Raw genomic sequence first — 20,604 nt, forward strand, 5'->3', positions numbered from 1 at the left:
CTGGTCGGGTGGGAGGGCGGTCCGGTCGCCGGCGGCGAGGCGCTGCAGGCGGCGGACGGACAGGGTTCGCCAGCCGAGCGCGGTCGCCCGGATCACGGCCTCCCTCAGCAGGTCATCGGGGTCGGTCACTCGAACTCCCTGGGGTCGATGAGGCCGAGCACGATCGCCGACGTGCACGGCCAATCCACGTAGTCGCGCGGCCACGGGCCGGGGGTGCCGGGGACGAGGCGCATGCACCGGGCGCACACGTCGCGCTCGACGCGATCACCGCAGGCGTCGCAGGCCCCGCACATGCCGTGGTCGATCCGCCGGGGCCGATGCCCGAAGTCCTCCCGGGACGGCGGGTAACGGACCAGGTCCTCGGCAAGCACCAGGCGCTTCACGGCTGGGTCTCCGGCAGGTCGCCCCGGTCGATCTCGACCCCGTACTCGGTGCCCGTGATCGGCCCGTACCTGGCGATCAGCTCGCCCAGCGGCTTCGGCGTGGCCCATCCGTCGCCGTCGGCGAGGAACGTCAGCTGCCCGTCGTCGTCGATCCCGTACGGCATCCACCAGTCCTGCCCACTGTCCAGGTGCCAGTGCACGGCGCTGTACGCGACGCCGTCGTGCAGCACCCTCGACTTGTGGCAGGCCGCGTCGTGTCCGGGCGTATCGAAGCACCGGCAGTTGTCGACCACGGCGGCCGAGCCGGCTTGCGCCTCGGCGGCCTCGATGTCCGCGAGGAGGTCGCCCAGCTCCCGGCGCACGGTGTCGGACATGTCGCCGTGCTTCACGATCACGGCCAGCGCGGAGGCCACGCCTCCCAGGGGGTTCGCCGTCGCGCCGCCCCCTCCCGCTCCTCAGGCTGGACCGGCCACGTGTTGCCGTCGCCGTCGTCGTGGTCCTCCCGGTGGTCGGGGTCCGTGTTCACGCAGTGCATCTCCGACCCGATGTCGTTGTGGGCCATCCCGTCGCACCCGGTGGGCTTCTCGGCAAGCACCGGCACGCGCTTCGTCTGCTGCGCCCGGTTCAGCTTCCGCCGGGTCTCCATGCGCAGCCGGATCTGCGCCGGTGTCGGCGCCGTCCACTCGTGGGACTTCGCCGACCGGCCGGTCTGGATGGCGTGCCCGAGCCTCGGCAGCCCGCACCAGCGGCAACCCATCGGCGTCGGCGGGGAGTCGTCGGCCCACCGGATCGCACTGCAGCGCATCCCGGACGGGTGGTGGACGAACGGCAGGGTCTCAAGAGCGCTCATCCGGCGCTCACCTCCAAGGGTTGGGCGTGCTCGCATTCCTGGCACCGGCCCGACTGGTGGGCTCGGTACGTCCGGCCGCAGCCGCAGGTGTGCTGCGGGGCGGTCGGGTCTTCGGGCTGCCACTGGGGCAGCGGCGCATCCGTGACGGGCTGCTCGGGCCCAGTGGGCACCGGCGCCATCAAGGGCGGCTGGATGACTCGCTGACGGCCTCGGGCGCCTCGGCGCTGGCCCGGCATCGGGGTCTCACGGTGATCGACGCAGCGGGGGCTTCCCGGGCGGATGAGCGCCTTCCGGCAGACCTCGCACCGGCCGTACGGCGTGTCGTTCTCGTGGGGCGTCGAAGGCTGATCGGTTTGCTCGTCCGAGCCCCCAACAACCTGAGGTTGAGTACCTACATCAACCACTACTTGGGTAACCCCCTGGGTTACCCCTGGGTTATTCGGGCCGCTGTGGCCCGAACCAATCGGGCCGCTGTGGCCCGAACCCATACGGGCCGCTGTGGCCCGAACTGGTTCAGGCCGCTGTGGCCCGAACTGGTTCAGGCCGCTGTGGCCCGAACTCTCCTCACTGGAGTTCGGGCCGCTGTGGCCTGAACTCTCCTGATCCGGGGACGGCGTGCTCCGGGTCCGCGCGGTGGCCTTGAGGTGATGAGCAGCCGCATCCCAGTCCGGCGCCCACTCGTCGCCTCGCAGGGGGTTCAGGACATAGAGCGTCGGCACTCCACGGCGACGTTCGCCACGGACTACCACCAGGCCGGCCAGGACAGCAGCGTCCAGGTACCGGCGCGCATCCTTCTCCCTGCACCCGGCGGCCTTCGCCAGGTCCTGAATCCGGATCGCCTTGCCGTCCTTGAAGCACAGCTTGCCGGAGCTGTCGGCCACATGCCGGAGGGCGTAGAGCATCGTCAGGAAGCCGCCCTTGAGGGCAGGCGGCATCACCCGAGTCCACTGCCAGGCGAGCTTGTTGCCGAACTCATGAGGCGCGCAGTGATCGGAAGTGTGGGAGCCAGCTCCCTCTGTACTCACTGGACTCCTCTCTCGGTCATACGGGCCGAAGGGTGGGCACATGCGGTGACCGTGTCGTGACTCGCGATCACCGCATAGCCAACATACACTTGGACAACTGCCTGTTGGCTGATGGACACAAGGGTGTGTCCAAGGAGCTGTGGCCAAGGCGGTGTGGAACGATCAGCGCATGCCAGTGGAGGACCCGTTGACCCGCCTGAGGGAAGCTGCCGCCGCCAAGAACCGCGCCGACCAGGAGGCGCAGGCCATCCGCGACAACGCCGCCGCGGCCTTTGCCGACGCCGTGGTCCGCGCCCTCACCCAGGACGGCATGAAGCCCAAGGAAGTCGCCGACGCCACTGACGTCAGCTACGAGACGATCCGGCGCATCGCCCGCGCCCGGGACATCGAGCGACTCCGCGAGCCGACCGTCACCAGCCGCAAGAAGGCCGGCGAGCCCGGCCAGTCCTGACGTCATCGGCTGGCCGCCTGCCGGGCGAAATCCAGCGCGGTCCAACGGCGGTTGAGCGCTCGCCGCTGTTGGCGGGTGAGCTGGACGTACCGGTCGTACACGGTGCGGACGCGGGCGGCCTCGACTGCCCATGACGGGAACAGGTCCTCGGTGGACGGCTCGACGTCGCCGACGGGCTCGACAACGTACAGGTCCCCCCGGGGGAACAAGGACGCATACCAGCGGGCGTACTCGCGGTCGCTGGTGAGGTAGACGCGGTCGGGGCGTTCGGTGAGCGGGTCGACGATGCCGAGGCCGGGCACGTGAGGCTGCTGGCCGGCTGCCTTCGCTGTGCAGATCGGGCAGCCGTCGACGAAGTTCGGTTCGTGCGGGGTGAGCAGGTCGCCGGGCCTGAGGCCAGGGATGCCGCCATGGAAGTACCTTGCGGGCAGCGGTGAGGCGCTGTTGGTCATGAGGGCTTTCCGGGGCTGTGAGGGCAGGGAGAGGGCCCCCCGGGGAGGCAGGTTCCCGGGGGGCCGGTCTAGGGGTCAGCCGCAGGGACCGAACGTGATGTCCACGTCCAGGTCTCTGCGGTGGCGGGGGGTGCTCGAGGACGTCAGGCCTGACGGCCGGGTGGCCTGCCGGGGCGGGTCGGCCTTCTTCCACGAGCTGGAGCCGCGGGTGGCCTCGGGGGCGACGGCCGCGCCGGCGAGGCCGAGGTTCGTGCAGTCGGCGGGGGGCGGGTCTCCGTCGACGTGGATGCACCCGGCCGCGATGAAGGCGAGGAAGACCGCGAGGAGGACCCAGCCCGGCCAGAACGGGCGGGCGTTCACGCGCGCCCTCCCTCGACCGCCGCGGTGCTCTTCTTGCGGGCCGCGCGGGTACCGCTGCGGGTGCGCATCTGCACGCCCATCTCCAGCAGCACGACCCGCGTCCAGCCGTACGACCGGCCGTAGTGGTCGGCGATCGCTCGGATCGACGACCCGGCCGTGTAGAGCGCGGCCATCTTCCCGGCCATCTCTGACCGCTCGTCACCCTTGATCCGCGTCCGGTAGTTCTTGCTGTACGTCACGCTGGCGTCTTCTCTCGTTCTCGTACGACTCGGCTTGCTCGGCGATCTGTCGGGCGATGGCCTCCTCCGCGCAGACCTTGTGCGCGGGCTTCCTCTTGGAGTCGCGCAGGTTGGTGAGGCCACCGCAGTAGCGGCAGGGCTTTTGGAGGTCCGACCAGTGGTCCCAGGACTTCCAGTTGAGGACGACCCCGGTGACAGGCGGCTTGTGCCGCTGCCCCTGGGGCATGGGTGGTTCCTTCCGTGCGTCATGCGGCGGTCCGGCTGCTGGAGCTGAGGGCACGTCTCTCGTCCGGGTCCAGGCCGCCCCAGATCCCCCAGGGGTCGCCGGTGTCCAAGGCCCGGCCGAGGCAGGGCAGGCGGCACGAGCAGCGGCCGCACAGCCGCTTGGCCTCCAGGACCGCGAGCGGGTCGCTCTCGCGTTCCGCGAACCACATGTCGGGGGCCTCGTGGTTCTGGCATTCGGCGTCGTCGCTCCAATGCGGCGGACGGTCGGTGGTGTCGGGTGCGTAGCGGCTTGGACGAGGCATCAGCGGTGATCTCCTCCCGTGAGCCCGGACATGTCCGGGCCGGCGTCCACGGACATGTCCGGAGACGTGTCCGCGCAGGTCAGAGCACCGCCCTCGGGCACCTCGGGGGCGGTGTCCTCCGTCCTGTCCCCGTGTCCGGGGACAGGAGTCTCGGGTGTCCGGACATCGCGGCGGCGGCCCGTCGGGCGCAGCCGCCACCACATGGCGCCGGCCACGGCAAGGCCCACGGGCGGCCCCCACACGAGGACCGTGCGGGCCACGGAGTCGACTGCGGCCCCGTACGCGAAGACCACGTCAACCCACGACATCGGCCGCCGCCTCCCGCCACCGTGCGACGGTCCGCTCGCTGATGCCGAGCCGTCGGGCAACCTCCTTGTCGCTGACCTCGGCCTGGAACATCAGGCGTGCGGCCACCCGCTGCTCCTTCTCCTGCAGCTCTGGCAGCGGCCAGTCGCCGCTCACGACCCGCTGCACGGCCACGTAGTCGACGTCGCGGTTCCAGGTGTCGCCCTCCATCGCCATCAGCGCCTCGCCGCCGTCAGGGCCCGCAGCCACGTGTCGGAGAGGTGGGCGCCGGCCACACAGCCCGGGTAGTCGCACGTCGACAGGTGCAGCACCGGCCCGTCAGGCTCCCGCCCGTGGTGGATCTCGAAGCCGATCCGGTACGCGGTGCGGTACCGCCTGCCCAGGCCGACCACGGGTGTCCCGCGCGCGCTGAGCGACCCGGTCCAGTGCACGTGGTCGCCGTCAACCGCGACGGTCCGCGCCCCGTACGCCTCCTGCCAGGAGTCGGCCGTCCTTCGCCGCCCGCGCGGGTAGGGCGCCAGGCCGATCTCCCAGCGGATGCGCGACACCCGGTCCTTTCGACAGCGCAGCAGGCGGGCCACCGACGCACACGACACGTCCGGCCCGGTCAGGGCCGCGGCGATCTCCTCGTCCGTCGCCCGCCGCACCACCAGCACCGAATCCAGGGCTTTCGCGATTTCCTCGATCGTGATGCCGCCCGCGCCGGTCACCGGCCAGCCCCCTGCCCTGGGTTGGGGTTGGCCTTCCAGCAGGCGCGGCACCGGCCGCCGCGGTTGTGGCTGAGCTGCGCGTCACACTGGGAGCACTTACTCCGGTTGTTGCGCCGGTTCCGGGGCCGCGCCTTCCAGTACGCGCGGCTGCACACGAACGAGCAGAACACCTGTGTCGCTGTCTTCCGCCGGAACGGCTCGGCGCACCCCTTGCAGTCGACCGGCTCGGACAGGTCTCGGCCCGCTGCCTTGTTGGAGCAGAGTTTCGAGCAGTGCTTCTGGGCGGCTGGCCGGTCAGTGTTGAAAGGCTTCCCGCAGTGAGCACATAGGCGGTCGTTGTCTGTTCCCCGCGCCAGCGTGGAGTGGTGGCGAGCGACCACGACGATGGTGCGCGGGTTATCGGCGTCGCACTCCGCGATGCCGTAGGCGGCGGTTACCTGCGAGTCGTCGACCCATGCGATGCCGTTTGCCGAGTCGCAAATGTGCTTGAGCATGTTGTCGACATCGATGCGCTGCCGGTTGGGCCGAAAGAACACACAGCCCAGGGCAACGTTCCCTGTCCAGGGGCCTTCTCCCTTGAACAGGCGGCGGAAGTGCCACCCGGTGCGCTTTTCGGCGTCGGTGTCCGCGTCTGTCTTGTAGGTCTTTCCACCACGGCCGAACCGCGGGCGGCTCTTACTGGCCGGCTCGCCGGGGATGACGAAGATCTTCGCATCAGCCGTACCTGGCGAGAGGGCAGCCATGAGGCGTAGAGCACGCTCGTTGTCCAGTTCGCGGCCGCCCTCGGGAAGGAGCGAGGATCCGCCGTAGCAACGGCGCGGAAACTCTGTCGGTTCTTCTGATGAGGGGGCAGCCCCCGCCGCAGGGGCGGGGGCATCTTCGAACAGCACCAGGTCGTCGGCGTTCACTCGGCACCACCGGCCGGACCGGCCCACGACGCGAGCGCCGGAGCCACGCGGATCTCCAGGAGCACGATGTGGTCGGCGTCCTCCACCGCACAGTTCGCGGCCGCGTCCAGGAACTTGCCGAGCAGGTCGCCCGGCTGGAGGCCGCTCGCGCCCACCAGCTGGTCAACGGGGACGGTCACGGGCTCGTCCGTCTTCCACGCGGTCACCACGACCTGCGCGGTGCGCGCCCGCTCGTCGACGTCCATGACGACGACCGGGCCCCGCTTCCACTCCCCCAGCCGGCGGCCCGACAGGTACACGTGCCCGAGGTCGGTGACCTGCAGCCTCAGGTCCACGAACCTGACGAGCCACCGCTTCGTGACTTCCTGCAGCGGCCCGAGCGGGCCGTCCAGCACCTCACCGTCGGCGAGGCCGCGCAGCAGCTCCTCCGCCTCCTCGGACAGGCCCTTCCCCATGGCCAGCCGGGTCAGGGCGATCTTCGCCGCGTGCCAGGCCGCGGTGCCCGTCGTCGACTCCGCCGAGCACGGGCAGCCATCGACGGTCGGCCGGTGCTCGGCTGGCGTCGACCCGGCACAGGCCGACACCGTCGTCCGGCCCCGCGCGCACAGGGCGGCGGTGCAGCAGGGGCAGTCGGGGCAGACCTGCCGTGCAGGTTGCACGTACTCCGGGCCGAAGGTCTCAACACTCATTGGTCACCCGCTGTCTCGTGTCCGCAGCTCCAGCACCGGCGGGACCCGTCGCCACGCATCGCGTGAGGGGTCCGGCGTCCTTCGCGCTGGCACTGGTCAAAGTCGTTGCTGTCGGCGTCGTCGACCACGCCCATCTCGGGGTCGCAGTCGTCGTCGAGGGCACCCAGGTCCTCGAGGAACGTCGTTGTGGCATCGGCCATCGCCGCCCGCAGGCGGCCAGCCCGGGCGCGGAGCGCCGCGAGGGGGCTCATACGCGCTCACCCATCCCCACCGGCCACGCCGGGACGATCGGCCAGTCCTCACGGACCCCCGCCGCCAGGTGCTCCCGGCCGGGAGTGCGGGCGAAGTAAGCCCGCAGGTCGACGGCTTGGTCCTTCGCCCAGCGGGCCTGGTCCTCGTGCAGGGACTCCAGGCTCAGGTCGGTCAGCCAGCCGTGCCGGGCGGCGATCTCCCACACCACCGCGCACGCGGCCTCTGCGTCGGCGTGCGCGGAGTGCGCGTCGACCAGGGGCACCCGGTAGTGCCCGCACAGGTCGGTCAGGGTCCGGCGGCCGGGCCGCCACGGATCGGTGTGCTTGTCCAGCACCCGCGGGTCCAGGACGTACGGCACGGACACCGAGAACAGGCCCCGCTGCCCGTACCGGACGGCCTCCGCCTCCAGCATCGTCAGGTCGAAGGAGGCGTTCATCGCCACGATGGGCAGACCGCGTTCCACGGCCTCCGCAAGCGCGACCTTCACTTCGGCCACGACCTCGGCGGCCGGGCGGCCCGCAGAGCGGGCCACCCGGGTTGAAACGCCGTGCACTGCCGTGGCTCCGGCCGGGATCTCGACGCCACCGGCGTCCGAGAGCCACGACCGGGAGTCGAGCGTCCGCCCGTTCTGCCAGTAGACGACCGAGGCAGTCACGATGCGGTCCGTCTCCGGGTCCGTGCCGGTCGTCTCGAAGTCGACGCCGACAAGGACCCCTTCGTGCCAGGACATCAGCGGCGCCCCTTTCGGATGGCGCGGCGGCGGAGCGTGTTCCGCTTCACCAGGACCGGGCGGGACTCGCGCACCCGGCGCAGGGGCAACTGCGGCGCCTCCGCGTCGGCGTCCTGTCGGGCCGCGATCCACGCGGCCTCGCCGGGCGCCGGCGGGGCGTGGAGGATCTGCGGGGTGCCGGAGTCCCCGGCGTCGTCCGCAGCGGCCAGTGCCGCCAGCTCGGGCGACATAGGCACATATTTCGGCAGGCGGCGGATCGCCGACTTCACCCACATGTCGGGGAACTTGATGTGCCAGAACGAGTCCCGCTTACCGGACTCCTCGGCCCGCTGGTACGCGCGGCTGTGCTCGTCGCGGATCTGCTCGGCGTCCTCCCGACTAAGGACGATCACCTGCGAGCGGGCGCCGCCCGTCATCCAGCAGAACGCGTACGCGAGGATCGGCTCGCCACGCTTCTCCTTGGGCAGCTCCACGCGCGGCAGGTGCTTGAAGTCGTCCGGCGGAGTCGCCGACGGCGCGAAGTGCCATTCGTCGCCCTCGTAGATCAGGCCGACCCGCACCGACTGCACCTGCCCGGACAGGTGCATCAGCTCGTTGTAGCCCTGATACATGGGCACGAACACGGCCAGGCCCTCGTCGGCGACGATCGCCGCACGGCGCCCGTCGGGGACGAGTCCGAACCGGGCGCAGGCTAGGAGCGCCTGCAGCACGCTCGCCGGCGTGCAGCGGGCCAGGGACGGCAGGACCGCCCGCACGGCCGCGAAGAAGTTGTCGCGGTCGACGTGCGCGGGCAGGGCCTCGGCGAAGTGCTGCTCGTACCGGCGGAGGAAGTCCATCGCCACCTGGGCGGCCTCGGGCTCGTCGGCCTGCTGCGCGGGGATGATGCCCTCCGGCACGAGGCTCCGCGCGGTGGTGCGCTGGGGGTTGGCCGTGGTCGCGGAGCGGACCCGGTCCTTGAGAGAGGTCGTCATGGCTCACAGGCCCTTCGTGGACGGCCGCAGAACGCGGGCTCGAAACTCGGCATAGATCTCGGGGTGGTCGGCAGCGAGCCGCTCGGTGTCCAGCACTGGCGCATCGGTCGTGTACTCGGCGGCCAGATCGGGGTGGGCCTCGCGGAACTTCTTCGACGCGAACGTGCCGTTGGCCTTCCACGACCACGCCTGCTTGCCATCGGCCTTGGCGATCGCGGCCTTGCCGGTCAGGAGGCGCATCTCGTTCTCGACCGTGCGCAAGGCGTCATCGAGCGCCTTCTCCTGCGCCTTGAGGTCCGCCCGGCGGGCCAGCAGCTCCTTCGCCTTCGCGAGGTCGACGGTGGCCACCTCGTCGGCCTTGACCGACCACAGCTTGGCCAGGAGGTTCGTCGTGGCCTCCAGGCCGTCAGGCGGGGGCGGGAAGCCCTCCACCACGTGCTTCTGGAACCACGTGCCGCAGTAGTCGACGAGGTAGCCGATCATCTCCTCGTCGCGCTCGATGCGGTGGTAGCGAAGTTTGTTCCCGCCGACGAGCGCAGCCACGTACGCGTGGTCCCAGCCACCGACCGCGAGGTACCAGTGGGCCTGGAGAGCCGGGCCGTCAGGCACGCCCTCTTCCCAGTCGTCGATCTGGTACTCGGATCGGTTTTTGCACTCCAAGGGCGCGATGACTGCACCGGCCTCATCGAGGACGTACCTGTCGACGTTGGCTCGCATCCATGCGTGCTCGTTGTGGACGAGCGTGCCCGGCGGCTCGGCGATCGTCAGGCCAGACCGCTTGGAGAACAGGTAGGCGATGAACGACTCGATCTCCACGCCCACTTCGGCGTACTCGGTGTTGCCGTCGAAGGTCGAGCGGCCGTGCTTGGCCTCGAAGACCTGCCGAGGGCTGGAGTACTTCCCGGCCAGGCCGAGGATCGCGGCGACGTCCGAGCCGCCGATCCCGGCGCGGCGCACGGCGTGCCACTCAGCCTCGGACGCGTCGGCGGGGAGAAGGAGACGGGCGGTTGGGGCATCAGCGGCGATCGCGCTCGTCATCGCGCACCTGCCTGACGACGAGCCGCCTTGAAGGCGGCAACCCGCTCGTTACGGCAGATACGACAGGCGCGGCCACCGTCGGTCTGGATGTACGTGTTCGCCGCGTCGTACGCATGGCCTCTCGGACAATGCGTCTTATTGGCCCAGTGGTGGCTGCCGCGCTCCACGCAGTCCTGCGAGTTTTCGCCTACCGAACCCTCCCGCAGGTGCTCCGGATCGGCACACGGCGGGTTGTCGCAGGAGTGCAGCGCGAACATCCCGTCCGCGAGGCGTCGACCAAGGCGCACCTCAAGCGAGGACCTGTGCGCGGTCAGGACGACGCCGTCCATTCGGAATCGGCCGTAGCCCCCGCTCCTGGCGCCCGTCCCCACCAAGCAGCCGTCGCGACGCTCGGTGCGGTCTGCGAGCAATGCGAGGAAGCGTGCCTTCCCGTCGGGAAGGTCGTAGATGCTGCGACTCACAGGGGGACCCTCCTGGTCATGATGTAAAGGGCACCGCGGCAGCTCTCGCAGCGGTGAGAGACGGGGTGGCGGGCGGCCTGAATGCGGCGCATGCCGGCCAGGGCCTCAATGTGGGCGGCAATGCTGATCGCGTCGTCGCTGTCGAGGGACGGCGGCCGCTGTTCCTCGCCGCGGACGATGGCGTCGGCGTAGTAGCGGGTCATCCGCTTGAACCGGGTCGGGTTCTCGGACTCGGCACGACGCTTCCGGGCGACGTCCTCGATCGCGGTGACCAGCGGGTGAACCTGCCGCGCGGTCTTGGCGGTCTTGGCGCTCGTGGCGGTCATCGGCCGTCACCCCTGCCGAGGGTGTGGAGGTGGTGGGCGGCCTGGTTGGCCGACATCAGTCCCCGGCAGGCCTGGAGCTGTTCCCAGACGATTCCGGCGGCCTCGGTGTGCCCTGCCTCGTCGAGCGCCTGCGCGCCCTGCTTGGCGTGAACGAAGCGCTTCGCCGTCGCGCCCTTGACGAGGAATTCCACGGCCTCGGCGAACCGGCCGCCGTTGGTCTCGACGACCGGCACGACCGGGTTGGCCCTGCGCCTCAGGCTCCGAGCCTCGGACAGCACGTCCTCGTACATGTCCTTGTGCGTGCACGGGTTGGCCCACTGATCGCGGACGTGCCAGACGTCGTCTCGCTGGAAGCAGTCCGGCACGATGCGGTCGAAGCCGCGCGGACCGCCGCAGACGGAGCAGGTCGGCAGGATCGACACCTCCACGATCCGCACGCCCTGGTAGTCAGGGCCGGGCCCGTAGTCGGGAACACGGACCGTCATCCGCTCCGGCATCGGCGGCGGGACCGGGCCGTCGCCGCCGACGTAGCGGACCCACACGGCCGCGCCGGTGGGGACGAGCGCGGCGTACGCCTCGAACTCCCCGGCCGGGCCGTACGCGAGTCCGCCGCTCCTGGCGAGCCGTGCGATCTGCTGCGCGGTCGGCGTCGCCCGGTAGGTGAACACCGGCACCCAGACGCCGCGCTCACCGCGGGCGGTCGCGGCAGTGGTCACGTGGTTGGCGCGGTACAGGTCGCGGCTCCGGCTCATGCCTGGCCTCCGATCCGGGGGCGGGGCATCGCGGCGAGCGCGGCGCGGGCGGCGAAGTTGGACGGGTGCCGCAGCCCCGCGCAGTCCTTGCACGTGACGGCGTCGTGCGGCGGGGCCTGCGTCCGGTCGGTCAGGAACCGCTGGAGGACGATCGCGGCGGGGAGCGCCAGGGCAAGGAAGCCCATGGTGGCGAGGATGCAGGCCTTGATGGTCTCGACGACGTCCATCAGTGCTCGCCTCCAGCCGGGTTGTGGTCGGGCGAGGCGAGGCCGGCGAGAAGAGTCATCGCCTTGCGCTGCGGGCTAGCATTGGGTTTCACGGGTTCCTCTTCTTCTCGTGGTTGAGGGCTCGTGGTCGGCGGGGCTGTCCGGACGTGCGAGGTCCGACGGCCCCGCGCTCATGAGGCGGCGCGCTTCCTTCCCGGCCCCGAGGGACGGATGGCAGCGAGCGCCTTGGGCGGGGTGGTGGTCTGCGGCTCGACCGCCGCGAGCACCGGCATGGCGCGGAACTGCGCCTGGATCCGGCGGAGTTCGCAGTCGCAGAACGAAACCGATTCGCCGATCTTCTGGTGCAGGGGGCGGCTGATGTTGTCCTGCAAGAACCGCTTCTTGCACCGGAGTTTCTCGGCGGCTTCGTCGTAGTCGTAGTTCCGGACGACCTCGCAGCCGCACGGGTGGCCGGTCATGCGGGGAGCTCTGCGATCAGGTCGCTGACGGGGACCTCGTAGGCCGCCCCGAGCGCCCACAGCGTGTGGACGCTCGGGAAGGTCTGGCCCGTGAGCAGGCGCGTGACCGTCGACTGGCGCACACCGATGCGCTTGGCGATATGGGCGTCGCAGTTGTCACCGACCTCCCCTGCCTTCTCGCGGAGGAAGGCCGTGCGGAGAACAAGCTCGGGCACGTTCACTCCTTGTCACACCTGTCGTGCATGCATGCATGGAATTGCTTGCATGCATACACGCTAGGACGCGTGCACGCATGCACGCAAGTCAGACACGGGCTGATTGGAGTGTGATTTTTCGGGTGAATGCGCCCAGCGCACCTCTGGCACTACCTGGGCAAATTACGACACGCCTTGATCACCTGGGCTAATGCGTGCATGCACGCCTTCCCCTGATGCATGCATGCGCGCTAGCTTGGAGACATGCGGAGTATGGACGACACATCCGAGCCGACGGTGGAGCGCTTCCGGGCACTGATCGTCGACCTCGCCGACAGGGCCGGCTACGACCTCACCAGCGGGGCCGGCGGACGGAAGCAGCTCGCAGCCGCAACCGGCATGAGCCAATCCGCGGTGAGTCGCATGGTCGACGGCATCACCCTGCCGCACCCCAACCAGTTCGAAGCACTCGCTCGCGCCCTCCACACCGACGTGTGGACTCTTTTGATCACTGCGGGGGTCGTCTCGGCCACAACAAGCCCGACATACCCAAATCAGGATGTACGCTCACAATCCGAACCGATTCAACCGCTAACCCCCGAAACTGCCGCTGACGCGTGGGGCATTCACGACCCCAGCATCCGCAGCATGCTGATCGCCAACATCGAGCACGCGCGACGCCTGCAATCCGAGTTGGGCAACCAAGGGGGTGCGAGAGCAAGGGGGTGACGGGATGCAGCGACGCTTCCCACAATCCACCGTCACAGCCGCCGCCGTCGGCGGACTGACGGGCGGAACCGCGATCGGCCTCGCCGTGGCCGACGACGCCCCCACGGCCCACGACATCAGCGTGGTCCTGCTGCCCGTCGCCTTCGTCACGGCCGTTGCCACCAGGTCCATGCAGCGGTGGCTCCGCCGCCGCGACGAGCAGACCCGCGAGGCGTACAGCGAACTCGCCGAGCGCCGCATCCGCCTGGACAAGGAGCACGGGGAACGCCTCACGCAACTCGCCGAGCGGGAAGCGAAGCTGACGCAGTCACACTCGGCCCGATCCGGAAGCGTCGCCATCCTCGCCAAGTACATCGGCGACACCCTCGGCACCCTCGCCAGGGAGCGAGCCCAGCGCGAACAACTGCAACGCGACTACGAGACCCTGGCCGGCGAGTACAACGACCTGGTGCAAGAGGCCATGCAAGAGCGCGCCGACCGCTTCAACCGGACCGCTCCCCCGGAGGCCCGCCCCGGCGTGCCGCGGCTGGTCCACGCCCGCTCCCCCGTGGTCGGTACACCGTCCCGCCGCAGAGGCGAACGCTCTCCTGCAGACGGCACACGCGACCGCGTCTAACGACAAAGGCCCCGGCCGATGGCCGGGGCCCTTCACGTTGCCTGTATCGGTCACAGGTGCGGCAGGCTGCCTGGCGAGTGATAGTGGGAGATACGAGCCGGATATCAGGTTCGCAGTTCGAAAGAGGCCATGCGCCACAACCCCTCTCCCTGCCGCCGCACAGCAGGGGGAAAAGGGGACGCTGGCCACCGACACGGCATTCGGCGATCGCGCCGCCATGCTCGCCGGAGCGGCGGCTGGGCTCGCCACGCTGGTGGTGCTGCATGCCCAGCACAATGCCAATCGCACTCCCGCCACCTCCGATGCGCCAAAGCCAGCCTAGGATCCGTCATCAGAGATCACAGATGGTGGCGATCGCGAACGCGCAGAACACCGGGTCAAGGCGAGATCGGAGATGGTGGCGCTGTGGACGAAGAGGGCGCCGCTCCCTGCCGCATCATCGTCTGTCCGGCCCGGTTGGCGGGACGATCTTCCGCCTCAGGACCTTGCCGGTCGGTCCCTCCGGCAGCGCGTTCGTGATCCACACCTTTCGCGGGTAGGCGGCCACCTGACTGTGACGTAAGCACGCAGACTCGTGGCCGTGGCGTGGGCGCCCGGCTTGAGAACGATTGGCTACCTCCTCACCCAGATCGGGGTTGGGGAAACCGACGACCGCGACAGCGGCCCCACTGCGGTGTCGTCCTCGTGCCGGTCGGACACGTCCTCGAGGGCTGGGATGGAGCTCAGCAGGTCGCCAAATTCTACCAGCCCACGACGACCGTACCGGCCCTGGCCTGCCGAGCACCGGCACGCGCCTCGTCGGCGCAGGCGTGCCAAGCGAACACCACCCGATCCTCTGAGTCGCCAAGGTGGTAGGCGACCTCCCGAGGCTTGAGCAGGGGTTCATCGGAACGATGATGCCGCCGGCCCGCAGTACGGCGAAGTAGGCGCGAACTCTGGGGTGTTGGATAGCCTGATTGCGACTCGGTCGCCGCGTTTCACGCCGCGGTCGCGGAGCAGCCCGGACACGCGGGCGCTGCGCTGGTCGAGCGTGCGGTAGGAAACCGTGTCGTCTTCCAAACGCAGTGCGGAGCGATCCGGATGGGTCCGGGCGCAGCGCATCACGTGGGCTGCGAGGTTCATGTCAGCTCCTCTTTCCTGCGCGCCAGTCCCTCAGTCACATAGCCCCTAGCAGGATCCGAAGGGGTCATGCCAGCGCCCGTGACGGCCATGTCCGCCATTCCGGGACGGGGTCGCGAAAGTGGTCAGCCTCGCCAGGGGACTCGGCTCGGCCCCAGGTATCAACGCTCAGCCGTGTTCGGGTAGATCCTGTTCCGCCCAGACGACCTTGCCGCCGGTTGTCCAGCGGCTGCCCCACCGGTGCGAGAGCTGGGAGACCAGGAGAATGCCGCGGCCGCCTTCGTCGCTGCTGCAGGTGTGGCGCAGGCGCGGGAAGGACTTGCCGGCATCCGAGACTTCGCAAGTCAGCAGCCGATGTTTGATCAGACGCAGGGAAACGGGTCCGGCGCCGTGGCGGATCGCGTTGGTGACGAGTTCACTGGTAATCAACTGCGTGTCAATGGCCAGGTTTTCCAAGCCCCACTGGGTCAGTTGCCGGGTCACCAGTGCGCGGGCGCGGCAGACAACGGCGGGGTCGCGGGGCAGATTCCATGAGACGGTCTGGACGGGGGTGAGCGATTGGGTCCGCGCCACCAGCAGCGTGATGTCGTCAGAGGGTGACCGAGTCGGCAGCGCCTCGATCACCGCGGAGCAGAGCGCTTCCAGAGACCGCTGGGGCTGGGCCGCGAGGGTCGCGCCCAACTGCCGCATCCCGGTGTCGATGTCACTCTCGCGGGCTTCGACCAAGCCGTCGGTGTACAGGGTAAGCAGGGACCCGTCGGGGAGGTCCACATCCACCGATTCGAAGGGGACCGATCCAATGCCGAGTGGAGCCCCTGAGGGCAGGTCGGGAAACGTCACCCGGCCTTGCGGATCGACGACCGCGGGCGGAGGGTGCCCGGCCCGTGCCATCGTGCACCGCCGGAGCACCGGGTCGTACACGGCGTAGAGACACGTGGCGCCGACCGCGGCGCAGGCCCCGTTGTCGACGTCGGCATCCTCGTCGGCCTGGTGCCGGACCGTGTCGTCGAGATGGGTCAGCAGTTCGTCGGGAGCCAGGTCCATGTCCGCGAGAGTGCGTACGGCCGTCCGGAGCCTCCCCATGGTCGCCGCGGCGTTGATACCGTGCCCGACGACGTCTCCGATGACCAGCGCCACCCGAGCGCCGGAGAGGGGGATCACGTCGAACCAGTCGCCCCCGACACCGTTGCCCGCATCGGCCGGCAGGTAGCGCGAGGCCGCCTCGATCGCTGTGCCGCTCCTCGAGCGCTGGGGCAGCAGGCTGCGCTGCAGTGCGAGAGCGGTGGCGTGCTCGCGCGTGTACTGGCGGGCGTTGTCCAACGACAGCGCGGCCCGGGTGACCAACTCCTCCGCAAGGAGCAAGTCGTCCTCCTGGAACGGCTCGGGATCCTCGCTGCGGATGAACAAGGCCACCCCCAGCACGGCATGACGCGCCAGGATGGGCACGAGCATCATGGAGTGCATCCCGTGCTCACGGATCGCCCGCGCCCGCGCGGGGTCGAGGTCCACCCAGGTACCCGGAGACGTGTCCAGGACCGGTTCGAGGTGGGAACTACCCGAGGACAGCACCTTGATCCAGGGCGAGGTCGGCGGCACGAGGATCAAGTCCCCACGCGCCCACGGCGACTCCGGGGTGCCCGAGTGGATCGAGGCCAGGCCCGCACGGCGGAAGGTCTGGCGGCGCTCCCCCGTCGAACGGACGCGGGCCGTCGGCTCGTCGCCGAGCCGGACGCACTCCGCGAGGTCGACGACCGCGTAGTCGGCCAGGAGGGGCACGGCGAGGGCGGCAAGTTCCTGACCAGTCTCCATCACGTCCAGGGTGCTGCCTATCCGTGTGCCGGCCTCGCTGAGGATGGCGAGACGCTCGTGCGCCCGTCGGCTGCTGGTGACGTCCACGGTCAAGCAGCACACCCCCAGCGGTCGACCTTGGCTGTCGTGGAGGCAGAAGAACGACGCCGCCAGGGCACGCTCCCGGGACTGGTCGTCCACGGGCGACGCCCGGTACTCGTACGCCGCGCGAATGCCGCTGTTCAGCGCCTGCCGCATCACCGCCTCGAGCGCTTCGGATTCGAAGCCAGGTCGCGCATCCGTAAGGCGACATCCCAATCGCCGGCCATGCGGGACGCCGTCCAGGCGTTCCATGACCTCGTTGACCCAAGTGCAGCGCAGTTCCAGATCGCGGACCACAACGCCGATCGGCGTGCGCATGAGAAGCGACTCGCGCACCGATCCGGTGGTCGCCGATGACGACAGCGCGGCGATGTCGGTGCCGGAGACGAGCCAATGGACATTCCCGTCCAGTCCCCACAGCAGCGAAATCCGCACCCCCACCTGGAGCGTGCGGCCGTCGCGATGTCGAACCGCCGTCGTGCCGGACCAGCCGCCCCGCACGCGGCACTCCTCGACGAACGCCTGTACCTGCCACATGCTCCGGGACAGGGGCATCACGAACCAGACGGGTTGGCCCACCACCTCCCGGGCCGAGTAGCCGACGAGCCGTTGTGCGGCGCTCGTCCACGCGACGACCCGCCCCTCGGAGTCGACCATCGCGATTGCGGAATCGGTCGTCTCGAGCGTGGTGTACTGCTGCGTGCTGAGGCTGCCTCGGTAGGTGTCGGTCACTGAGGACCATCTCCTCGGATGGTTCTGGTCTCGAAGCATGGGCTGGCGTGCGCCGACCGCCGCAGAACGGATTCGGGGCGATCCCGCCAAAGGACGACGCTAGGGGTGGGAGGCACGGCAGCCACTGGGCGCGTAATACGACCTTCGCGCGAAATTTGGTGCCGTTGAACCAATCCACGCGGGCGGACTGCGTCGGTGTGCGGCCGGGGGCATCGCTGTCCATCACCGGCAGAAGAGCAAGAAGATCATGAGGCCGCTGTAGAATCGAACCATGGTTGCGGAATATCCCGGCACCGCAAAGCAACTGTCCGTTGTCGCGGAGAACGTAGGGTCACACCTGTCGGCGGTAAGCCACGACATAAGGCAGATTCTGATTGCCGAGATCCCGGATCTCAGGGGCGACGAGACCGTCGTCAAAATTCTCCAGGCGAGCGTCACGGAAAACGTCGCCACCTTGCTGCACATTTTCGAGAACGACATTCCGCTGGACAACGTCGAGGGGCCCGTGGCCGCCTCGGAGTACGCCAGGAGACTCGCGCAGCGGAATGTCTCCGTCAGCGCGCTGGTTCGGGCCTACAGGATCGGCCATTGGCGGTTCATGCAGTGGTGCCTCGATGAACTTGACCGGCAGGGCGCCGAAAGGGATCTGTGGGCCGCCACCAATCGGCACATGCTGCAGGTGAGTTTCGGCTACATCGACCGGGTGACCGAGCACGTCATCGACGTGTACCAGTTCGAACGGGAGCACTGGTTGCTAAGCCAGACCGCCGTGCGCGCCGCGCGGGTGCGGGACATCCTGGCCGAGCAGGATGTCGACCTCGACTGGGCGGAATCGGCACTTGGTTACCGACTCCGGCAGCATCACCTCGGAATGGTGGCTTGGCTGCCTCCGCTGACCGGTGAGGGAAATGGATTGTCCCGGCTCGACCGGATGGCGCATGTGATCGCCAAGGAGTTCCAATGCCCTGCCAGGCCGCTTTTCGTTCCCCGCGACGAGATTCTTTCGTGGGTCTGGCTGCCGTTCGGCTCGCGTGTCGACGTTCCCTGGGATCGGCTGTCGAATATCGCCGAGCTCGGTGATCATTCCGTGCACTTGGGTTTTGGTGGCATGGGATTCGGAATCGATGGATTTCGCTGTACGCACCGGCAGGCACTGCGCACTCAGGAGCTGGCGGCCATGGCCGACCCGGCACCGCGGTTCACCGAGTACTCCCAAGTCGCTCCGATCGCCCTGATGGCCGGGAACATCCAGGACTTGCGCACCTGGGTGCAGAGCGTCCTGGGTCCGTTGGCCACCGACAACGAGAGCTGCGCACGGCTGCGGGAGACCGTGCAGATCTTCCTGAACAACGGTTGCAGTTACACCGCGACCGCCAGCGCCCAAATTCTGCACAAGAATACCGTCCAGTACCGCATCCGGAAAGCTGAGGAGACGCTGGGACACTCTGTCCAGCAAGGGCATACCGATCTGGAGGTCGCGTTGCTCGCGGTCCAGTACCTCGGCTCGACGCTTCTTCGCACCATCCCCGCATGACACGCCGGATCGGTGCCCGTGAGGTGCGACACGGCGGATTTCAGGACGGGGGGTCACAGCATCGCCTTCTGGGGTCGCGTGGGGACCACGATGACGGTGGTGGTGGCGGCGGACAGCGCGGCCTTGAATTCGCGTTCCAGGTCCTCGGTGGTGTCCACGTCGACCGCGCGGCAACCGAACCCTCGGGCCACGGAGGTGATGCCGAGCCCCGGCAGGTCGAGTCCCGGAACGCCGGGCGTCCCCTCCAGTACCGCGAACGACTTCAGGATCGAGTACTCCTGGTTGCGCATGACCACGTAGACGATGGGCAGCCTGTGCTGGGCCGCCGTCCAGATGGCCTGTACGGAGTACTGGAACGAGCCGTCGCCGATCAGGCCGACGACCGGCCGGTCGACACCCCTGTCCCGGTCGCCCAGCGCGATCCCCACCGCTGCCGGGACGCCCCAGCCGATGCCCCCGCTGGCCGTGGCAAAGAACGATCCGGTCCTGACTGTGGGAAGCCACTCGACCTGCTGGGCCATGGTGGAGGTGGTTTCGTTGACGATGACCGCGTCCGGAGGCCTGACTCGGCTGAGGGCGGCATACACCTCCGGCGGGGTGAGGGGACTGTTCGGCACCTGCGGAAGGTACCGGGGCCGCGGCATCGGTTCCGGCGTGGACCGTGCGGATCCGTCCGCGACCATGTCCTGCAGCAGCTCGATCGCCGTTGCGGGGTCGCCCAGGAGACTGTCGCCCACCCGTGCCGCCCCGGCGGCCGAGGGGTCGGCAGTGATCTGCAGCAGTTCCGTGCCCACCGGGAGGTGGTCGCCGGGGACGTAAGGGTAGTAGCGGAAGACCTCCGCCCCGATCACGACCACCAGGTCGTGCCCGTCCAACCGGCCGCTGATGGCCTTGACCGACATCCCGAGCGGACCGGCGAAGAGGGGATGGTCCTCCGGGAAGGAGGCGCGATCGAGCAGCGGCGCCCCGTAGACGGCCGCACGCAGCTTCTCCGCCAAAGCGACGGCCGCATCCCATCCGCCGCCGCGGTCCACCTCCGGCCCGAAGACCAGCGCGGGGCGTCGGCTGGCGGACATCCGGTCGGCGAAGCCGCGCAGTCGCTGGGTGTCGGGGGCCACCCGGTCGCTCACCGTCCGCACGCGGGCGAAGCCGGACAGCGGCTGCTTCCAGTCGTCCATGGGAATCGAGAGGTAGACCGGACCCGCCGGAGGCTGCAGCGCCATCGCGTAGGCCCGCATGAAAGCCTCGGGTACATCCTCGGCGCGCGCGGGTTCGTATGACCACTTCACCCAGGGTTTCGGCAGAGTGGTGGCATCGCGATTGCCCAGATACGGGTCCCCGATCATCAGTTCCCGATGCTGCTGCCCCGAGGTGACGATCAAGGGCGTGTTCCCGTGGAACGCCGCCACCAGGTTCCCCACAGCATTGCCGAGGCCGGCCGAGGAATGCACGTTGACCAGTGCCGGGCGCCGGGTGACCTGTGCGAACGCATCGGCCATCGGGACGACGGATGCCTCTTGCAACGCCAGGACGTAGGTGAAGTCCTCGGGAAATTCCTGGAGGAACGGCTCCTCGGTGGATCCGGGGTTACCGAAGACCGTGGTGAGTCGGAGGGTCCGCAGCAGATCGTAGGTCACGCTTCGGACAGTGGATTGCTCGGTCATCATGGGTCACC

Annotated in this window: 30 protein-coding genes; 4 read left to right on the plus strand and 26 right to left on the minus strand. The window is 69.3% G+C overall.

Features of this window, described 5'->3' with window-relative positions; translation table 11 throughout:
* Positions 1-125 precede the first annotated feature (125 nt).
* From PV341_RS16125 to PV341_RS16135, 3 genes are read right to left on the minus strand one after another with little or no spacing between them, the layout of a single operon-like run.
* Positions 126-383, minus strand: a complete 258-nt coding sequence (locus tag PV341_RS16125) for a hypothetical protein (RefSeq protein WP_500358158.1) — start codon at positions 381-383, stop codon at positions 126-128.
* On the minus strand, positions 380-796 hold the full coding sequence (locus PV341_RS16130; RefSeq protein WP_500324146.1) for a hypothetical protein: 417 nt from the start codon (positions 794-796) through the stop codon (positions 380-382). The genes PV341_RS16125 and PV341_RS16130 overlap by 4 nt, the downstream gene beginning before the upstream one ends.
* Positions 775-1,233 (minus strand): hypothetical protein, encoded by a 459-nt coding sequence (locus PV341_RS16135; protein WP_500324145.1) that lies wholly within the window; start codon positions 1,231-1,233, stop codon positions 775-777. The genes PV341_RS16130 and PV341_RS16135 overlap by 22 nt, the downstream gene beginning before the upstream one ends.
* A gap of 1,164 nt (positions 1,234-2,397) precedes the next feature.
* Between PV341_RS16135 and PV341_RS16140 the strand changes: the two genes are divergently transcribed.
* Positions 2,398-2,709, plus strand: coding sequence for a hypothetical protein (locus tag PV341_RS16140; RefSeq protein WP_500324144.1), 312 nt, complete (start codon positions 2,398-2,400; stop codon positions 2,707-2,709).
* 2 nt (positions 2,710-2,711) lie between these two features.
* Here PV341_RS16140 and PV341_RS16145 read toward each other — a convergent pair whose 3' ends face one another.
* From PV341_RS16145 to PV341_RS16240, 20 genes are all read right to left on the minus strand, one after another.
* Positions 2,712-3,161, minus strand: coding sequence for a hypothetical protein (locus PV341_RS16145; protein WP_500324143.1), 450 nt, complete (start codon positions 3,159-3,161; stop codon positions 2,712-2,714).
* A 75-nt stretch (positions 3,162-3,236) separates the two neighbouring features.
* Entirely contained in the window at positions 3,237-3,521 is a 285-nt protein-coding gene (locus PV341_RS16150; RefSeq protein WP_500324142.1) for a hypothetical protein, read from the minus strand.
* A complete protein-coding gene (locus PV341_RS16155; protein ID WP_500324141.1) occupies positions 3,518-3,760 on the minus strand; it encodes a helix-turn-helix domain-containing protein in 243 nt (80 codons plus the stop codon). The genes PV341_RS16150 and PV341_RS16155 overlap by 4 nt, the downstream gene beginning before the upstream one ends.
* Positions 3,720-3,986: a hypothetical protein gene (locus tag PV341_RS16160; RefSeq protein ID WP_500324140.1), complete on the minus strand. Its 267-nt coding sequence runs from the start codon at positions 3,984-3,986 to the stop codon at positions 3,720-3,722. Before PV341_RS16160 ends, PV341_RS16155 begins: the two co-directional genes overlap by 41 nt.
* Positions 3,987-4,005: 19 nt before the next feature.
* Positions 4,006-4,287 carry a WhiB family transcriptional regulator gene (locus PV341_RS16165; protein WP_500324139.1) on the minus strand — a complete coding sequence of 94 codons (282 nt, stop codon included), beginning with the start codon at positions 4,285-4,287 and terminating at the stop codon, positions 4,006-4,008.
* Positions 4,287-4,595, minus strand: a complete 309-nt coding sequence (locus tag PV341_RS16170; protein WP_500324138.1) for a hypothetical protein — start codon at positions 4,593-4,595, stop codon at positions 4,287-4,289. Before PV341_RS16170 ends, PV341_RS16165 begins: the two co-directional genes overlap by 1 nt.
* Positions 4,582-4,842 carry a helix-turn-helix domain-containing protein gene (locus tag PV341_RS16175; RefSeq protein ID WP_500324137.1) on the minus strand — a complete coding sequence of 87 codons (261 nt, stop codon included), beginning with the start codon at positions 4,840-4,842 and terminating at the stop codon, positions 4,582-4,584. The genes PV341_RS16170 and PV341_RS16175 overlap by 14 nt, the downstream gene beginning before the upstream one ends.
* Positions 4,809-5,303 carry a hypothetical protein gene (locus PV341_RS16180; RefSeq protein WP_500358159.1) on the minus strand — a complete coding sequence of 165 codons (495 nt, stop codon included), beginning with the start codon at positions 5,301-5,303 and terminating at the stop codon, positions 4,809-4,811. The genes PV341_RS16175 and PV341_RS16180 overlap by 34 nt, the downstream gene beginning before the upstream one ends.
* Positions 5,300-6,211 carry a RusA family crossover junction endodeoxyribonuclease gene (locus PV341_RS16185; protein ID WP_500358160.1) on the minus strand — a complete coding sequence of 304 codons (912 nt, stop codon included), beginning with the start codon at positions 6,209-6,211 and terminating at the stop codon, positions 5,300-5,302. Before PV341_RS16185 ends, PV341_RS16180 begins: the two co-directional genes overlap by 4 nt.
* Positions 6,208-6,900, minus strand: coding sequence for a hypothetical protein (locus tag PV341_RS16190; protein ID WP_500324134.1), 693 nt, complete (start codon positions 6,898-6,900; stop codon positions 6,208-6,210). Before PV341_RS16190 ends, PV341_RS16185 begins: the two co-directional genes overlap by 4 nt.
* The gene (locus PV341_RS16195) at positions 6,897-7,151 is read right to left on the minus strand and encodes a hypothetical protein (protein WP_500324133.1); all 255 of its coding nucleotides are present in this window, start codon (positions 7,149-7,151) and stop codon (positions 6,897-6,899) included. The genes PV341_RS16190 and PV341_RS16195 overlap by 4 nt, the downstream gene beginning before the upstream one ends.
* Positions 7,148-7,882 carry an exonuclease domain-containing protein gene (locus PV341_RS16200; RefSeq protein ID WP_500324132.1) on the minus strand — a complete coding sequence of 245 codons (735 nt, stop codon included), beginning with the start codon at positions 7,880-7,882 and terminating at the stop codon, positions 7,148-7,150. The genes PV341_RS16195 and PV341_RS16200 overlap by 4 nt, the downstream gene beginning before the upstream one ends.
* Entirely contained in the window at positions 7,882-8,853 is a 972-nt protein-coding gene (locus PV341_RS16205; protein ID WP_500358161.1) for a recombinase RecT, read from the minus strand. Before PV341_RS16205 ends, PV341_RS16200 begins: the two co-directional genes overlap by 1 nt.
* Before the next feature lie 3 nt (positions 8,854-8,856).
* Positions 8,857-9,891: a YqaJ viral recombinase family nuclease gene (locus PV341_RS16210; RefSeq protein WP_500324130.1), complete on the minus strand. Its 1,035-nt coding sequence runs from the start codon at positions 9,889-9,891 to the stop codon at positions 8,857-8,859.
* Positions 9,888-10,352 (minus strand): hypothetical protein, encoded by a 465-nt coding sequence (locus PV341_RS16215; protein ID WP_500324129.1) that lies wholly within the window; start codon positions 10,350-10,352, stop codon positions 9,888-9,890. Before PV341_RS16215 ends, PV341_RS16210 begins: the two co-directional genes overlap by 4 nt.
* The gene (locus PV341_RS16220) at positions 10,349-10,678 is read right to left on the minus strand and encodes a hypothetical protein (RefSeq protein ID WP_500324128.1); all 330 of its coding nucleotides are present in this window, start codon (positions 10,676-10,678) and stop codon (positions 10,349-10,351) included. Before PV341_RS16220 ends, PV341_RS16215 begins: the two co-directional genes overlap by 4 nt.
* Positions 10,675-11,430 (minus strand): hypothetical protein, encoded by a 756-nt coding sequence (locus PV341_RS16225; RefSeq protein ID WP_500324127.1) that lies wholly within the window; start codon positions 11,428-11,430, stop codon positions 10,675-10,677. Before PV341_RS16225 ends, PV341_RS16220 begins: the two co-directional genes overlap by 4 nt.
* Positions 11,427-11,657, minus strand: coding sequence for a hypothetical protein (locus tag PV341_RS16230; RefSeq protein WP_500324126.1), 231 nt, complete (start codon positions 11,655-11,657; stop codon positions 11,427-11,429). Before PV341_RS16230 ends, PV341_RS16225 begins: the two co-directional genes overlap by 4 nt.
* Positions 11,658-11,827: 170 nt before the next feature.
* Complete coding sequence (locus PV341_RS16235) at positions 11,828-12,115, minus strand: hypothetical protein (protein WP_500324125.1); 288 nt, start codon at positions 12,113-12,115, stop codon at positions 11,828-11,830.
* Positions 12,112-12,330: a helix-turn-helix domain-containing protein gene (locus tag PV341_RS16240; RefSeq protein ID WP_500324124.1), complete on the minus strand. Its 219-nt coding sequence runs from the start codon at positions 12,328-12,330 to the stop codon at positions 12,112-12,114. Before PV341_RS16240 ends, PV341_RS16235 begins: the two co-directional genes overlap by 4 nt.
* A 252-nt stretch (positions 12,331-12,582) precedes the next feature.
* On the opposite strand from PV341_RS16240, the gene PV341_RS16245 reads away from it, so the two are divergent.
* A complete protein-coding gene (locus tag PV341_RS16245) occupies positions 12,583-13,038 on the plus strand; it encodes a helix-turn-helix domain-containing protein (protein ID WP_500324123.1) in 456 nt (151 codons plus the stop codon).
* A gap of 4 nt (positions 13,039-13,042) precedes the next feature.
* Complete coding sequence (locus tag PV341_RS16250) at positions 13,043-13,654, plus strand: hypothetical protein (RefSeq protein ID WP_500358162.1); 612 nt, start codon at positions 13,043-13,045, stop codon at positions 13,652-13,654.
* An 882-nt stretch (positions 13,655-14,536) separates the two neighbouring features.
* Here the strand turns inward: PV341_RS16250 and PV341_RS16255 are convergent.
* Positions 14,537-14,776, minus strand: coding sequence for an AMP-binding protein (locus PV341_RS16255; RefSeq protein ID WP_500358163.1), 240 nt, complete (start codon positions 14,774-14,776; stop codon positions 14,537-14,539).
* A 165-nt stretch (positions 14,777-14,941) separates the two neighbouring features.
* Positions 14,942-17,395 carry a SpoIIE family protein phosphatase gene (locus PV341_RS16260; protein ID WP_500358164.1) on the minus strand — a complete coding sequence of 818 codons (2,454 nt, stop codon included), beginning with the start codon at positions 17,393-17,395 and terminating at the stop codon, positions 14,942-14,944.
* A gap of 271 nt (positions 17,396-17,666) precedes the next feature.
* Here PV341_RS16260 and PV341_RS16265 point away from each other — a divergent pair, with 271 nt between their 5' ends.
* On the plus strand, positions 17,667-18,929 hold the full coding sequence (locus tag PV341_RS16265; RefSeq protein WP_500358165.1) for a PucR family transcriptional regulator: 1,263 nt from the start codon (positions 17,667-17,669) through the stop codon (positions 18,927-18,929).
* A 53-nt stretch (positions 18,930-18,982) separates the two neighbouring features.
* Here PV341_RS16265 and mdlC read toward each other — a convergent pair whose 3' ends face one another.
* A complete protein-coding gene (mdlC, locus tag PV341_RS16270; RefSeq protein WP_500324118.1) occupies positions 18,983-20,566 on the minus strand; it encodes a benzoylformate decarboxylase in 1,584 nt (527 codons plus the stop codon).
* Positions 20,567-20,604: the final 38 nt, after the last annotated feature.

The organism is Streptomyces sp. PA03-1a, from assembly GCF_033792805.1.
Lineage (GTDB): Bacteria > Actinomycetota > Actinomycetes > Streptomycetales > Streptomycetaceae > Actinacidiphila.

What these genes read in the sequence shown, in the direction of transcription:
- PV341_RS16135 (WP_500324145.1), bottom strand. Translation starts at nt 1,233, where the DNA reads ATGAGCGCTCTTGAGACCCTGCCGTTCGTCCACCACCCGTCCGGGATG.
- PV341_RS16145 (WP_500324143.1), bottom strand. Translation starts at nt 3,161, where the DNA reads ATGACCAACAGCGCCTCACCGCTGCCCGCAAGGTACTTCCATGGCGGC.
- PV341_RS16160 (WP_500324140.1), bottom strand. Translation starts at nt 3,986, where the DNA reads ATGCCCCAGGGGCAGCGGCACAAGCCGCCTGTCACCGGGGTCGTCCTC.
- PV341_RS16165 (WP_500324139.1), bottom strand. Translation starts at nt 4,287, where the DNA reads ATGCCTCGTCCAAGCCGCTACGCACCCGACACCACCGACCGTCCGCCG.
- PV341_RS16170 (WP_500324138.1), bottom strand. Translation starts at nt 4,595, where the DNA reads ATGTCGTGGGTTGACGTGGTCTTCGCGTACGGGGCCGCAGTCGACTCC.
- PV341_RS16190 (WP_500324134.1), bottom strand. Translation starts at nt 6,900, where the DNA reads ATGAGTGTTGAGACCTTCGGCCCGGAGTACGTGCAACCTGCACGGCAG.
- PV341_RS16195 (WP_500324133.1), bottom strand. Translation starts at nt 7,151, where the DNA reads ATGAGCCCCCTCGCGGCGCTCCGCGCCCGGGCTGGCCGCCTGCGGGCG.
- PV341_RS16200 (WP_500324132.1), bottom strand. Translation starts at nt 7,882, where the DNA reads ATGTCCTGGCACGAAGGGGTCCTTGTCGGCGTCGACTTCGAGACGACC.
- PV341_RS16205 (WP_500358161.1), bottom strand. Translation starts at nt 8,853, where the DNA reads ATGACGACCTCTCTCAAGGACCGGGTCCGCTCCGCGACCACGGCCAAC.
- PV341_RS16210 (WP_500324130.1), bottom strand. Translation starts at nt 9,891, where the DNA reads ATGACGAGCGCGATCGCCGCTGATGCCCCAACCGCCCGTCTCCTTCTC.
- PV341_RS16220 (WP_500324128.1), bottom strand. Translation starts at nt 10,678, where the DNA reads ATGACCGCCACGAGCGCCAAGACCGCCAAGACCGCGCGGCAGGTTCAC.
- PV341_RS16225 (WP_500324127.1), bottom strand. Translation starts at nt 11,430, where the DNA reads ATGAGCCGGAGCCGCGACCTGTACCGCGCCAACCACGTGACCACTGCC.
- PV341_RS16230 (WP_500324126.1), bottom strand. Translation starts at nt 11,657, where the DNA reads ATGGACGTCGTCGAGACCATCAAGGCCTGCATCCTCGCCACCATGGGC.
- PV341_RS16235 (WP_500324125.1), bottom strand. Translation starts at nt 12,115, where the DNA reads ATGACCGGCCACCCGTGCGGCTGCGAGGTCGTCCGGAACTACGACTAC.
- PV341_RS16245 (WP_500324123.1), top strand. Translation starts at nt 12,583, where the DNA reads ATGGACGACACATCCGAGCCGACGGTGGAGCGCTTCCGGGCACTGATC.
- PV341_RS16250 (WP_500358162.1), top strand. Translation starts at nt 13,043, where the DNA reads ATGCAGCGACGCTTCCCACAATCCACCGTCACAGCCGCCGCCGTCGGC.
- PV341_RS16255 (WP_500358163.1), bottom strand. Translation starts at nt 14,776, where the DNA reads ATGAACCTCGCAGCCCACGTGATGCGCTGCGCCCGGACCCATCCGGAT.
- PV341_RS16265 (WP_500358165.1), top strand. Translation starts at nt 17,667, where the DNA reads ATGGTTGCGGAATATCCCGGCACCGCAAAGCAACTGTCCGTTGTCGCG.